Here is a 13,280-nt window from a genome sequence, read left to right on the forward strand (position 1 = left end):
ATCCTCTCACCAGAAGGAAGGAACCAGGCCCCAACGTCCGTAGACGTCGGTCACGATCTCCTTCAGCCGCTCGGAGTCGGGGACCGCGTCGGGGTCGAGCGCACGGATGCCGAAGGTGCAGGTCTCGCCGACCTCGCACCACCAGGAGGTGACCCCGCCCCGCATCCGGCGCAGCTCGCCGCGGGTCGCGCCGAGCGCGAGGCCGCGGAAGACGATCGAGTCGGCGGCCACGCCGAACGGCGCGATGAAGTCGGGGTCGGGACGGCCCAGGTTGGAGGCCAGGCCGAGCGGTGTGACGACATTCTTGAGCAGCGGCTTCGCGACGCGATCCGGGATCATCTGCGCCAGCGGCGCGATGTGGGCGATCGGGTCGGGACGGGTGCCCTTGAACAGCGCGGAGAACTCCTTCTTCGACCGCTCCCGGATGTGGGCGAGGTCGGTGACCCGGCCGACGCCGTCGCGCAGCTCGGTCTCGACGGCGATCGAGACCCCCGAGGTGGCGTTCGAGCGCAGGTCGCCCTCGCCGCGCATCGAGACGGGCAGCGACATCTTGACCGGCTCGCCGGGGCGTACGATCCCGGCCGCGAGGAGCACCTCGACCGAGATCGCGATCTGCAGGGTGTTGGACGTGCCGCCGGCGCGCTCGACCGCCGCGTTCCACTCCGCGACTGGGCAGTCGGCGCCGGCGAAGGCGACCTCGTGGACGACGTCGTCGTCGGGCTGAGGAGCGGGCACCGGCCGCTTCTCGGAGGACTGGGCCTCGAGCGCCGGAACCTTCCCGGCCTTCCGGGCCGCCCGGAGGCCGCGGGCCGCGGCGCTCGCCATCGTCCGGGCGTCGCGCCGGTCGTCCTTGCGGGTGACCTCGGCCGCTGCGGGATCGTCGAAGGGGAGCCGGGGCAGGGGCTGGCGGCGTACGGCCGCGATCAGGGCGCCGAGCTTCATCCCGCCGTCGCAGACGATGTGCGAGGCGTTGTAGGTCACCACCGTGCCGCCATCGGTGGTGTAGGCCATGAAGAACGCCCACAGCGGTCCCTTGACCGGGTCGAAGGGCACCTCGTCGGTGGTGGTGTCGAGCCAGGCCATGACCTGGTCGGGCTTGAGCGGGTCGGGGTGCAGGCGGACGGGCTCGGCCGTCGTCGCGGGCACCCAGCGGGACCGCGCACCGATCACCTTCGGGCGTACGACGAGGCGGTTGAGCGGGCCCTTGGCCAGCTCGTCGACGACCTGCTGGACCGCCTTCACCGGGATCTCGGCCGGGAAGCGCCACGCCGTCTGACCCACGACGGGGACCCCGATCACGGTCGCGGAGCGGAGGAAGACCTCGTCGTCGTACGTCAGCCGGTTGGTCCGCTCGGGAGCGAACGGCGCCGGGCGGGCCCCGGGGCCGGCGGGCGGGAGTGAGGGCAGCATCACAGGCTCGGGCATGTGGTCTGGGTCCTGTCGTTGGGGGATTCTGGGACGCGATGCGGTTCGTCTTCGGGTTGATGGGCAGCCGCGGCGACGTGCAGCCGGCGCTCGCCGTGGCCCTCGAGCTGCGCCGTCGCGGCCACGAGGTCACCGTCGGGGTCGCGCCCAACCTGGTGCCGCTGGCCGCACGGCTGGGGCTGACCCCGCATGCTGTCGGCCCTGACAGCGGTGCGCTGCTCGCCTCGAGCCTGGTGCGCGAGGAGATGCGCTCGGTCGATCCTCGCACCCGGGTCAGGGCGGTGCGAGAGGTCTCCGCCCACGGCTGGGACGACTTCCGCCGCGACCTGGTCTCGCTGGCGGGGGAGCGTGGCAGCGCGGACGTGGTCGTCGCCGGTCTCCTCGGGCAGGAGGTCGGCTCGGCGCTCGCGGAGCGGGTGGGCGCCGGGTTCGCGGCGCTGCACTACTTCCCGGTCCGCTCCAACCGGTCGGTCAAGGTCGTGCCCGGACCCGAGGCGGTCCAGCAGAAGGCGTGGGACCTCGGTATGCGGATGCGCTGGGAGCTCACCCGCGAGGCCGAGAACGCGCAGCGTGTCGCGCTCGGCCTGCCGCCCGCCCGCACCGGGCTGCAGACCCGGCTCCGCGACCGCGGCGCGGTCGAGGTGCAGGCCTACGACCCGCTGCTCGTCCCCGGGCTGAGGCAGGAGTGGGGCATCCAGAGTCCGTTCGCCGGTTTCCTGGCGCTGAGCGAGGCCGACCGGCTCCGGCTGGGGGAGACCGCCGCGAACGGGTCCAGTGCCGACGACCTCGGCGACTGGCTCGCGGCGGGCTATCCGCCGGTCTATGTGGGCTTCGGGTCGATGCCGGTGGCCGATCCTGCCCGGCTGGTGGCCGATGTCGCGGCCGCGACCGAGGAGCTCGGCCTGCGCGCGCTCGTCAGCAGCGGCTGGAACTCCTTCGAGGTCGACGTCCCCGAACACGTACGTCTCGTGGGTGCCGTCGACCACGCCGCAGTGCTGCCGCGGTGCGTCGCCGCCGTCCACCACGGCGGCGCGGGCACCACGGCAGCGGTGCTGCGTGCGGGGATCCCGAGCGTGGTCGGGTGGTACTCCGCCGACCAGCCCGTCTGGGGCCGCCTGCTCGGTGATCTGGGCGTCGGCACCTCGTTCCGGGCCGCCCGCCTGGACCGCGACCGGCTCCGGGCCGCGCTCGGTGAGGTGCTGATGCCGGGCGTGCGCGAGCGGGCTGCCGAGGTCGCGAAGTTGCTGATCACGCCCGAGGTCGCGGTGGCCAGGGCCGCTGACGCGCTCGGGCGAGCCCGCTAGCGTCACCACACCTCGACGGTCAGACCCCACGAGCCGAGCTCCTCGACGACGAGCTTCTTCAGGAAGTCCAGGTCGGGCACACGGTCGGGCTCGGCGGCGACCAGGTTGAGCGTCGTACGCGGCCCCGACTGGATCAGCCAGGCGATGATCCCGCCGCCGACGTCGTAGGCGTCCTGGGCGGTCGCGTTCTGGTAGCCGGCGAGGCCGGCCACGAGACGTACGTCCTCGCCCATCGCGTAGCGGTAGTCGTCGGGGAGCTGGGGCAGGTTGGAGGCCATGCAGGCCGCGGCCGGCGGCTGCGGGAGCTTGTCGAGCACCGCGTCGGGCAGCATCTGCATCATCGCCAGCGGCACCGGGACCAGCCCCGGACCGGCCTGCCCGAGGCGGATGTAGGCCGCCTTGGAGAGCTTCTTGATCTCGGCGAGATCGCGCCGCTCGAGCACGTCGCGGGGCACCTCGACCATGGCCACGCGCGTCGAGTTCGAGCGTACGTCCCCGGGCTGGAAGTCGCTCATCGGCAGAGACACCGGGACGTCGCCCCGGTCGACCGGGACGTGGTCGATGCGGACGAGCAGGTCGGCGACCACGTTGATGAACCAGGCGTTGGTCGAGCCGCCGTGCTCGGCGGCGATCTTCGTCATCGTCTCGGTGTCGAACTCGGTGATCATCCGCGGCATCCGCCAGGTCTCCGGCGCCGGGTTCGGCGTCGTCTCCGGGTAGACGCGGGGCGCCTTGGTGGCCAGTGCGGCGGTGCCGTCCTTCTTCGCCTGCCGGCGGGCCTTGGTCCAGTCACGGACCGCACGCCACTGGGCGAGGCTGTCGGCCGCCTCGGCGCGGAGCCGGTGCCAGCCGTCGGCGGGGGCGGGCGGCAGCCGCAGCGGCTCGCCGCGGGAGGCCCGGCACACGGCGTCGAGCACCGAGCCGCCGTCGCCGACGGCGTGGGCCAGCAGCATCGAGACGACCGAGGTGCCGTCGTCGAGGTTGATCGCGGCGAGCCGGTAGGTCAGGCCCTCGTGCGGGTCGAGGTGGTCGCTGTGGCGCTCCTGGAGCCAGTCGGTGATCTGGGCGACCGGGAGGAGCTCCTCGTAGAGCTCGATCGACGGCTCGCGATCGGCGTTGGTCCACAGGTCGCGGGCCCCGGGGAACTTCGCCCGGTGCAGCCTCCGCGACAGCCCGCCCTCGGCCAGGCCGGCCGCGATGTAGCGCAGCCGGTCGGCGTCATAGGGACTGTTGAGCCGCCAGATCCACTGGTTGGCGATCGGGCTCCCGAGACCGCGATGACGCCGGGCGAAGAGATCGTCGGCGAACTGCAGGCGGCCGGAGTTGTCGATCGGTGCACGGGTGGCAGCTGGCATGGGGGAGTCCTCGAGATAGAGCGGGCAGCCGGGCAGGGCGGGGCGGGAGCGCGCGCAGGGGGAGGAGTCAATCGGACTTGATACGTCATGTAAACCCCCCAGGGCTTTAAAGATGTGTGGCGATTCCCACGTCCGGGGGCAGTCGAATTCAGGTCCGCACCTGTGTGCACAATAGGCCGCGACATGTGACGACATCGCTGTCGTCGCAGGCGGGTCGCCATCTCGGGCTACGGCGTTCTTGAGGTTCGTTCGGGTCCCCGGAGACGGGCGTTTGCCGCAATGAGCCCCCCACCTCAGAGAGGAACTCCACCTCCGATGGAGTACACCGAGCTGTCCGCGTACGACGTCCCCCCGGGCGAGGTGACCGCGTGGATCCCCACCGCGGAGCCGCGTGCCTGGGTCGACGACGACCGCCGACTGTCCCACAACCACGAGCTGCACCTCGACACCGCCGAGGCAGGATCCTGGATCGGCTCGATCATGCGGTTGCCCGGGCAGCTCGACGTCACGGCGCTCGGCCTTGCGCTCCGGGCCTGGATCGGGCGCCACGAGGCGCTGCGCGGGACCGTCGAGGGGACCCCCGCCGGCCGACGGCGACGCACGGTCGCCCCCGAGGATGTGTCGGTGACCACCACCGCGCTCGGCCGTTTCGACGGCGACGACGCCCGGGGCTGCCTCTCGGACTTCCTCGCCGACCACATCGACCCCTCGGCCTGGCCCTACGTCGTCTTCGCGACGGTGGCCGACGCCGACGGCTTCACCCTCGTCTTCGGCGCCGACCACGGCGTCATGGACGCCTACTCCCAGCTGCTCTGGTTCGAGGAGATCGCCACGCTCTACGAGCGGGCGCTGGCCGGTGAGCCGTTCGCGGACCTGGCCGTGGCCACCACCGGCAGCCACATCGACCACGCCGCCGAGGAGCGGGTCACCGGCGATGCGATGTCGCTGGAGAGCGAGTCGGTGCGAATCTGGCGCGACTGGCTGACCGGTCCCGACGGGCGGCTCCGGTTCGCCGACTTCCCGGTCGCGGGCATCACCGACGTACCCGCCTCGGCGTCGCCGCTGCCGCAGGCGAGCCTGTCGCAGTGGCTCGGCGACCCCCGCCAGGCCCGAGCGCTGGGCGAGCTGTGCAAGAGCGCGGGCGTCTCCTTCCAGGCCGGGATGATGGGCGCGATGGCGTACGTCCTGCGTGCCCAGCACGGCGTGGAGCGGATGCGCTTCGTGGCCCCCATGCACACCCGCTACACCGCCGAGCACGCCGCCGCCGTCGGCTGGTACGTCGGCCTCGTCCCGGTCACCCTCGACATCACCGGCGCGACGACGCTGCCCGAGGTCGTCGCCCGCGTCCAGGCGGCGCTCGCCGAGACGAAGCCCCTGGTCCCGCAGCCGTTCGCGCGGGTCGCCGACCTGCTCGGTGTCTCGGACGCGCCCCACTTCGTGGTCACCTTCGTGGACACCCGCTTCATCCCTGGCGCCGAGCGCTGGAACGGCTGGAACGCCCGTACGCTGCGGGCCCCCGTCCGCGCCGACGACGAGGTCTACCTCTGGCTCGTGCGTGACCGGGACGGTCTCAACGTCTCCACGCGCTACCCGGAGACCGTCGCCGCCGAGCGGGTCGTGCGCGACCTGATCGGCGGGATGAGCGACCTCTTCGAGGAGATCGCACGGCCCGAGGCCGCCTCGCTCGAGGGCACCGCATGAGTGAGCGACAGCGAACGACAATCGGGCTCATGGCGCCGCTTCCGTATTCTCTGCTCTCCTCGACGGAGGCGGCGGCATGAGGATCGCGGCGCTCGCGGAGCTGGCGCCGGCCCCGGGCCGGGTGTTCGTGCTGCGGCCGACTGCCGAGTGTCGGGCGGCGGCCGATGCCGCGCCGGTCTCGCCGGGTGCGCCCTCGTTCCTGCAGGCCGACCATCTCGACGCCTATCGCGCCAAGGTCGCCGCCGGCGGGGTGCACCGCGCCTGGACCGGCACGGCCGGTGAGTTCTCCGGCGCCTTCTCGGCTGTCGCCTATGCGGAGGCGCTTGGCTCGTTCGTGGGCCGCCACGAGGGCCTGCGGACCTGGTTCGACCTGTCGGGATCCGTGCCGGTGCGGCATCTGGTCCCGGCCGAGGCGATCGCCTTCGAGGCCGTCGAGGTCGAGGCGCCGGCCGACTGGCCCGGTGGCTGGGAGGACCTCCTGGTCGGCCTGTGGGACGAGCAGTGCCGCCCCGACTCCTGGGCGCCGTTCCTCCTCGGCGCGATCGTGCATGAGGACGGCTTCACCTACTTCTGGGGCTGCGACCACGCCTTCACCGACGGCGCCTCGCAGCTGATGGTCCCGGCCGAGCTCGGCGCCGCCTACGCCGCCGCGCTCGGCGCCGAGGTCGAGCCGCTGCCCGAGGCCGGCAGCTTCGTGACGTACGCCGCGGCCGAGGGGCAGCTCGCCGCCGAGTGCGACGCGGAGACACCGGCGGTGCGCGAGTGGATCGACATCGTCTCGCGTCACGGTGGGCGGCTGCCGCGCTTCCCGGTCTCCCTGGGGCTGGACGCGGGCGAGACCGCGCCGGTCCGGGTCCGGCGATGGACCGCCCTCGAGGGTGAGGCGGTGGACGCGCTCGAGACGTTGTGCCGTGCGGCCGGTGGCCGGTTCACCAGCGGCGTCTTCGCGCTCCTGGCCCACACCGAGCAGCGCCTGACCGGCAGCGCGGACTATCTGGGGATCACCGTGCTGGGCACCCGGACGCAGCAGACCGCGATGTCCCACGGCTGGTTCTGCAACTTCGCACCCGTCTCGATGCCGCTGGGGGAGACCTTCGCGGAGACGGTGCTCGCCGCGGAGAAGGCCTTCGGGACCGCCCGCGAGCTGGCCCGCACCCCGGTCCACGTCCCGCTGGGCGCCATGGTCGCCGGCGGGGTGCTCGCGCCGACCGAGCTGGCGAGCCCGCAGATGGTCTCCTATCTCGACGTACGCAAGTTCCCCGGCGCCGGCACCACCCCGTTCGACACCGGGCTGCACTTCACCGGTGAGGGACGTACCGCCAACGCGAGCCTGTGGGTCAACCGCTTCGCCGACCGCTTCGAGCTGGCCACCCAGAGTCCCGACACCGAGACGGGTGGGCGGGCTGTGGTGACCTACGCAGAGGCGCTCCACGACGTGCTCGCCGACCTCGGCCTGCCGGTGCGTCCTGTCGATGCCGACCAGATCATCGGGACCGGACATGCTGGTCACGACCGCTGACCTGTGGGAGCCCCGGCCGGGCACGCTGCTGCGCTGGGACCTCTCCGCCCCGCCGCACGGCGCGCCCGCCGAGCTCTCGCTCAACCAGCGCAACCACCTCGCCGGCGCGATGGCCGGGGCACCGACCGTCTGGCTCGCGGCCGCCTTCGAGGTCGACGGCCCGATCGAGCCGGTCGCGCTCTCGCGCACCTGGCGCGCCTTCCTCGCCCGCCACGGCAGCCTGCAGCTCGAGGTCGTCGCCGGGTCCGACGGGCCGCGGGCGCGTCGCCACCACCCCGGAACCCTGACCTGGTCGGTCACCACCGTCGGTCACACCAGGACGGTCGAGGAGACCCGCGCCGTGCTGCACGCCGCCCTCGACGAGAGGTGTGGACCGTTCGGCTATCCCGCCTTCCTGCCTGCCGCGATCTCCCGTCCCGACCGCTCCACGATCGTCCTCGGCATGGACCACCTCCACTGCGACGCCCACTCCGTCGCCGTCGCGGTCGAGGAGCTCGCGGCCCTCTACACCGCCTTCACCGAGGGTGGTGATGAGCCCTCGCTGCCGCCGGTGACCTCGTTCCTCGAGGCCGTCTCGCAGGGCTCCGACGGTCCCGCCCGAGTCGCTCATGACGACCCGCTGCTCCGCGGCTGGGGCGAGTTCCTCGGCGGCCGGGGACACCAGCTGCCGACCTTCCCGCTGCCGCTCGGCCTCGAGCCGGGGGAGCGGGCCGCTCAGGCCACCGCCGTCGTTCCGCTGGCCGGTGCCGACCTGATGGATCGCATCGGCGCGCGTGCCCGCAACAGCGGCGCCTCGACGTACGCCGCCGTCCTGGCCGCCCTCGCCACCGCCCTCGCCGACCTCGGCGGCGGTGATCGTCTAGAGACGATGGCGCCGGTCTCCACCCGCTCCGTCGAACGGTTGAGGCGCTCGATCGGCTGGTACACCACCACCGTTCCGCTCACGGTCCCCGCCTCGCTCACCGACGTGGGTCTGGCCGAGGCCGGCGACGCCGTCCGTCAGGGCGTACGCCTCGGCTCGGTGCCCCTCGACCAGGTCCTCGGCTCGCTCACCGAGCCGCTGGTGCAGACCCGCAGCGACGTCTTCGTCGTCTCCTGGGTCGACTACCGCCACCTCCCCGGCGGCTCTGCGCACGTGAACCGCGACGCCCAGCACATCTCGGCCGCCACCCAGGCCGACGACGTCCAGATCTGGTTCTCCCGCACCCATACCGGCCTCGCCGTCCGCGTCCGCCACCCCGACACGACGGTGGCATCAGCGTCCGTCGATGCCCTCCTCGGCAGGCTCCGCCACACTTTGACCGAGCTCTCCCGTCAGCCCGACGAGCTCGCGGTCCTGCGCGCCGAGCCCTGAGTCCCGCCGGGGGTCAGTCAGCGCGAGTAGAGCTGTCGGATGACGTCCTCGATCGCGGGCTCGTGGATGGACAGATCGGCGACGTCGTACGCGGCCGCGACCTGCGCCACCAGGGGAGCGGCGGAGGCGCCGGCCGGGAACGAGAGCCACTGGCGCGGACCCTCGACCTTCACCACCTGAGCACCCTCGACGGCGATCGCCGGCGCCTCGTCGACGAGGTCGACGACGAGCGTGCGGGAGGCGTCGCCGTTCAGGCGCAGCGAGGACAGCGGGCCGTCGAAGACGGCGGTGCCGTGGTCGATCACGATGACCCGGTCGCACAGCGCCTCGATGTCCTGCAGGTCGTGGGTGGTCAACATCAGGGTCGTGCCGCGCTCGTGGTTGAGGGCGCGCAGGAACTCCCGCAGCCGTCCCTTGGAGATCACGTCGAGACCGATCGTGGGCTCGTCGAGGTAGAGGATCTCGGGGTCGTGGAGCAGGGCGGCGGCGATGTCGCCGCGCATCCGCTGTCCCAGGCTCAGCTGTCGCACGGGGGTGTCCATCAGGTCGCCGAGGTCGAGGAGCGCGACGTGGTCGTCGAGGTTGCGGCGGAAGGTCTCGTCGGGGATCCGGTAGATCCGGCGCAGCAGCTCGAAGGAGTCGCGCAGCGGGAGGTCCCACCACAGCGACGTACGCTGCCCGAAGACCACCCCGATCCGCCGGGCCAGCTCCCGGCGCTGGCGTGCGGGCTCCAGTCCGGCCACCCGTGCCGACCCGCCGGAGGGCACCAGGATGCCGGTGAGCATCTTGATGGTCGTCGACTTCCCGGCGCCGTTGGGGCCGATGTAGCCGACCATCTCGCCGGCGTCGATCTCGAAGGAGAGGTCGTGCACGGCGTGCTTCACCACCGACGTACGTCTCAACACACCCGCACGCTTGCGGATCGTGAACTCGCGGGACAGGTCCCGCACCTCGATCAACGACAACGAGATCAGCTCCCTGTGGATCGGTAGCGACGGAGCCCCTGACGCCACACCAGCGTGGTGACGCCGACCAGCACCAGGGCGGCCAGGGGCGAGGCGAAGCGGAACCAGCCCGGTGCGCCGAACGGGTCGTGGAGGCCGAGCAGGAACAGGCACGGATACCAGTTCACGAACGCCAGCGGCAGCAGGTAGGTGAGCGAGCGGACGACCTCGCGCGGGAAGATCGTCATCGGGTACTGCATGATCGTGTTGCCGCCGTAGGTGAAGGCGTTGGCGAACTCCGAGGCGTCGGTGGTCCAGAACTGGATCGTCGAGAAGGCCACGAACATGCAGAAGTAGATGACCACGCCCGAGAGGAGCGCCATCGCGAGCACGGCCAGACGCTGCGGTGACCAGTCCACGATCGGCGCCGCCCACGCGAACACCGCGACGCTCTGCGCGATCTGGCCGAGCCGGCGCAGCTCGAACCGGTCGGCGCACAGCTGCACCAGCACCGGGACGGGTTTGGTCATCATCGCGTCCAGGTCCCCGCTGCGTACGTATCGGCCGATCTTCTCCACGCTCCCGACCAGCATGTCGGCGACCCGGAACGCGATCGAGGTGACCCCGTAGAACAGGGCGACCTCGCGCAGCGTGAAGCCGCCGTAGGTGTCGAGGTGGCTGAACATCAGCCAGATCGCGACGAAGTCGAGGAACGTGATCAGCACGCCACCGACCGTCATCGTCCAGAACGAGACCGGATAGGCCATCGCCGCCCGGATCCAGAGCAGCGCGATGAGCCAGTAGGAGCGCACCGCATGCGCGACCTCAACCACCCTGGACCACCACCTTCCGGGTCGCGGCGCGCAGCACGAGCGCGCACGTCCCCAGCAGCACGACCGCCCACACGACCTGCAGCCCGATCGCGGCGAGCATGTCGAGCCCGGTGTGGCGGCCCAGCCAGATGTCGGCCGGGGTCTGGATGTAGGAGGCGAACGGCAGCGCCAGCGCGACCTGGCGCAGGCCGTCGGGGAAGAGGTTGAGCGGCAGGGTCAACCCGCTGAAGAAGGTGGCCAGCACGCTCAGCAGCACTCGCGGGCCGGTCGCGTCCAGGAGCCAGAACGCGCTGGCGGCGAAGAGGAACCGGACGGCGAAGCTGACCACCACCGCGAGGACGACGCTGACCAGGAACCCGGCCGCGCCGGCGACGGAGGGCATGACCAGCCCGAACAGCAGCGCGCCGACGATCGTCGGCGCGACGCCCCGGGTGGCGAAGTGGTAGAGCCCTCGGCCGAGGTCGGCGGCGAGATACCAGCCGAGGACGCTGACCGGACGGTAGAGGTCGACGGCGATGTCGCCGTTGCGGATCCGCTCGGCGAGGTCGTCGGTCGAGCCGCCGTTCCACAGCGCGATCGTCATCAACAGTGCCTGCCCGATCCAGACGAAGGTGACCGCTTGCTCGGCCCCGTAACCGCCGGCCGACGGGTTCTGCTCCCACAGCGCCAGATAGGCGAAGCTGAGGATGATCCCGAAGACCGAGTTGGTGAAGATCCCGGCGAGCGTCGCCGCGGTGTAGGTGGAGTAGCGACGGAAGGACCTGGTCGCGATCGCGGCATACAGACTCAGCTGTGCATGCAGCGCCCCGGACACCTGACGTACGTTGGCACAGGAGGGCCTGCGTACGCCAAGGGGTTTCCTGGAATAACGTTGATGCAGCAACTGTTTGCCGAGTAGTTCGAATTTCAACTATCGTGGAAGAGTCCACGAAAGGGGCAAGGAACCATGGGTATGCAGTTCGGCATCTTCACCGTCGGCGATGTGACGATGGACCCGACGACGGGCAGGACCCCGACGGAGCACGAGCGGATCAAGGCCACAGTCGAGATCGCCAAGCACGCCGAGGAGGTGGGCCTGGACGTCTTCGCGACGGGTGAGCACCACAACCCGCCGTTCATCGCCTCCAACCCGACCGCGACGCTGGCCTACATCGGTGCCCAGACCGAGAACATCATCCTGAGCACCGCGACCACGCTGATCACCACCACCGACCCGGTGCTGATCGCGGAGGACTACGCCAAGATCCAGCACCTCACCGACGGTCGCGTCGACCTGATGATGGGCCGCGGCAACACCGGCCCGGTCTACCCCTGGTTCGGCAAGGACATCCGCCAGGGCATCAACCTGGCGATCGAGAACTACGCCCTCCTGCGCCGGCTGTGGTCGGAGGACGTGGTGGACTGGTCGGGAAGGTTCCGTACGCCGCTGCAGGGCTACACCTCGACGCCGCGGCCGCTGGACGGGGTCGCGCCGTTCGTCTGGCACGGCTCGATCCGCTCGCCGGAGATCGCCGAACAGGCTGCGTATTATGGCGACGGCTTCTTCCACAACCACATCTTCTGGCCGGCCTCGCACACCAAGCAGATGGTGCAGCTCTACCGGCAGCGCTTCGAGCACTACGGCCACGGCACCGCCGACCAGGCGATCGTCGGGCTGGGTGGGCAGTTCTTCATGCGGCCCAACTCCCAGGACGCGATCAACGAGTTCCGGCCCTACTTCGACAACGCCCCGGTCTATGGCCACGGCCCCTCGCTGGAGGACTTCAGCGAGGCCACCCCGCTGACCGTCGGCTCGCCGCAGCAGGTCATCGAGCGGACCCTCTCGTTCCGTGAGTACGTCGGTGACTACCAGCGCCAGCTCTTCTTGCTCGACCACGCCGGGCTGCCGCTGAAGACGGTGCTGGAGCAGCTCGACCTCTACGGCGAGATCCTGCCGACCCTGCGCGCGGAGTTCGCGAAGCTGCGCAAGCCCGGCGTCCCGGACGCCCCGACCCACGCCTCCCTGGTGGAGAAGGCCGGCGGCGCGAAGGACTCGACCGTCTACGCCGAGGGCGACTCCGCCACCGGCTCGTCCGACCGCGACCTCCACGACCCGGAGGTCGCCAAGGTGCTCGAGGGGGAGCTGTGACCCGGATCGTGGTGGTCTCCGCGGGACTCTCGGTCCCGTCCTCGACCAAGCTGCTCGCCGACATGCTCGGCGAGGCGACGACCCGGGCCGTGCAGGCCCGGGGCGCCGAGGCGGAGGTCGAGCACATCGAGCTGCGCGGCCTGGCGCACGAGCTGACCGACAACCTGCTCACCGGGTTCGCCAAGCCGGCGCTGCAGGCGGCCATCGACCAGGTGCGGCGCGCCGATGCCGTGATCGCGGTGACGCCGGTCTTCTCCGCGTCCTACTCCGGTCTGTTCAAGACGTTCTTCGACGTGCTCGAGCAGGGCGTCCTCGACGCCAAGCCGGTGCTCATCGCGGCCACGGCCGGCACCGCCCGGCACTCGCTGGTGCTCGAGCACGCGCTGCGCCCGCTCTTCGCCTACCTGCACGCCGTGGTCGTCCCGACCGGGGTCTTCGCCGCCACCGACGACTTCGCCGGTGGCCCGGAGCTCCCCAAGCGGGTCGACCGTGCCGCCACGGAGCTGGCCGCTCTGCTGGCGGTGGGTGGTGGCGCGCCTTCCCCGGCGCCGCACCGGACGCCGGTGGAGGACGAGTTCGCCAACCCGACGTCCTTCGAGACCCTGCTCAAGCGGGCCTCCGAGGGGCCGCCGGAGTTCTGATTCGGCGCGGGATCACGGGGTTTGCGGGGTTCTGCGACAGAATGCGTCCCGACCGCTGCCCCAACACCGAGCGGAG

At 71.4% G+C, this 13,280-nt stretch carries 11 protein-coding genes; 6 read left to right on the forward strand and 5 right to left on the reverse strand.

Annotation, left to right across the window (positions count from 1 at the left end; genetic code table 11):
- Window positions 1–6 precede the first annotated feature (6 nt).
- Window positions 7–1,425, reverse strand: a complete 1,419-nt coding sequence (locus ACIA03_RS16235) for a hypothetical protein (RefSeq protein WP_396984215.1) — start codon at window positions 1,423–1,425, stop codon at window positions 7–9.
- Window positions 1,426–1,463: 38 nt separating this feature from the next.
- Here ACIA03_RS16235 and ACIA03_RS16240 point away from each other — a divergent pair, with 38 nt between their 5' ends.
- A complete protein-coding gene (locus tag ACIA03_RS16240) occupies window positions 1,464–2,729 on the forward strand; it encodes a glycosyltransferase (protein ID WP_396984217.1) in 1,266 nt (421 codons plus the stop codon).
- A gap of 2 nt (window positions 2,730–2,731) precedes the next feature.
- Here ACIA03_RS16240 and ACIA03_RS16245 read toward each other — a convergent pair whose 3' ends face one another.
- Window positions 2,732–4,084: a hypothetical protein gene (locus ACIA03_RS16245; RefSeq protein ID WP_396984219.1), complete on the reverse strand. Its 1,353-nt coding sequence runs from the start codon at window positions 4,082–4,084 to the stop codon at window positions 2,732–2,734.
- Window positions 4,085–4,399: 315 nt separating this feature from the next.
- On the opposite strand from ACIA03_RS16245, the gene ACIA03_RS16250 reads away from it, so the two are divergent.
- The 3 genes from ACIA03_RS16250 to ACIA03_RS16260 all read left to right on the forward strand — a co-directional run bounded on the left by ACIA03_RS16250 (window position 4,400) and on the right by ACIA03_RS16260 (window position 8,658).
- Window positions 4,400–5,785, forward strand: coding sequence for a condensation domain-containing protein (locus ACIA03_RS16250; RefSeq protein ID WP_396984221.1), 1,386 nt, complete (start codon window positions 4,400–4,402; stop codon window positions 5,783–5,785).
- Window positions 5,786–5,861: 76 nt separating this feature from the next.
- The gene (locus ACIA03_RS16255; RefSeq protein ID WP_396984223.1) at window positions 5,862–7,304 is read left to right on the forward strand and encodes a condensation domain-containing protein; all 1,443 of its coding nucleotides are present in this window, start codon (window positions 5,862–5,864) and stop codon (window positions 7,302–7,304) included.
- Window positions 7,285–8,658, forward strand: coding sequence for a condensation domain-containing protein (locus ACIA03_RS16260; RefSeq protein WP_396984225.1), 1,374 nt, complete (start codon window positions 7,285–7,287; stop codon window positions 8,656–8,658). The genes ACIA03_RS16255 and ACIA03_RS16260 overlap by 20 nt, the downstream gene beginning before the upstream one ends.
- Window positions 8,659–8,675: 17 nt before the next feature.
- Here the strand turns inward: ACIA03_RS16260 and ACIA03_RS16265 are convergent, their stop codons facing one another.
- From ACIA03_RS16265 to ACIA03_RS16275, 3 genes are read right to left on the reverse strand one after another with little or no spacing between them, the layout of a single operon-like run.
- Window positions 8,676–9,623, reverse strand: coding sequence for an ATP-binding cassette domain-containing protein (locus ACIA03_RS16265; RefSeq protein ID WP_396984227.1), 948 nt, complete (start codon window positions 9,621–9,623; stop codon window positions 8,676–8,678).
- 5 nt (window positions 9,624–9,628) lie between these two features.
- Window positions 9,629–10,435 carry an ABC transporter permease gene (locus ACIA03_RS16270; RefSeq protein WP_396984229.1) on the reverse strand — a complete coding sequence of 269 codons (807 nt, stop codon included), beginning with the start codon at window positions 10,433–10,435 and terminating at the stop codon, window positions 9,629–9,631.
- Complete coding sequence (locus ACIA03_RS16275) at window positions 10,428–11,249, reverse strand: ABC transporter permease (RefSeq protein WP_396984231.1); 822 nt, start codon at window positions 11,247–11,249, stop codon at window positions 10,428–10,430. The genes ACIA03_RS16270 and ACIA03_RS16275 overlap by 8 nt, the downstream gene beginning before the upstream one ends.
- A gap of 138 nt (window positions 11,250–11,387) precedes the next feature.
- Here ACIA03_RS16275 and ACIA03_RS16280 point away from each other — a divergent pair, with 138 nt between their 5' ends.
- Both ACIA03_RS16280 and ACIA03_RS16285 read left to right on the forward strand, forming a co-directional pair.
- Window positions 11,388–12,563 carry an LLM class flavin-dependent oxidoreductase gene (locus ACIA03_RS16280; RefSeq protein ID WP_396984906.1) on the forward strand — a complete coding sequence of 392 codons (1,176 nt, stop codon included), beginning with the start codon at window positions 11,388–11,390 and terminating at the stop codon, window positions 12,561–12,563.
- Window positions 12,560–13,204 (forward strand): FMN reductase, encoded by a 645-nt coding sequence (locus ACIA03_RS16285; RefSeq protein WP_396984233.1) that lies wholly within the window; start codon window positions 12,560–12,562, stop codon window positions 13,202–13,204. Before ACIA03_RS16280 ends, ACIA03_RS16285 begins: the two co-directional genes overlap by 4 nt.
- Window positions 13,205–13,280 lie beyond the last annotated feature (76 nt).

This window comes from Nocardioides sp. NPDC051685 (genome assembly GCF_044453405.1).
Taxonomy (GTDB): Bacteria; Actinomycetota; Actinomycetes; order Propionibacteriales; family Nocardioidaceae; genus Nocardioides.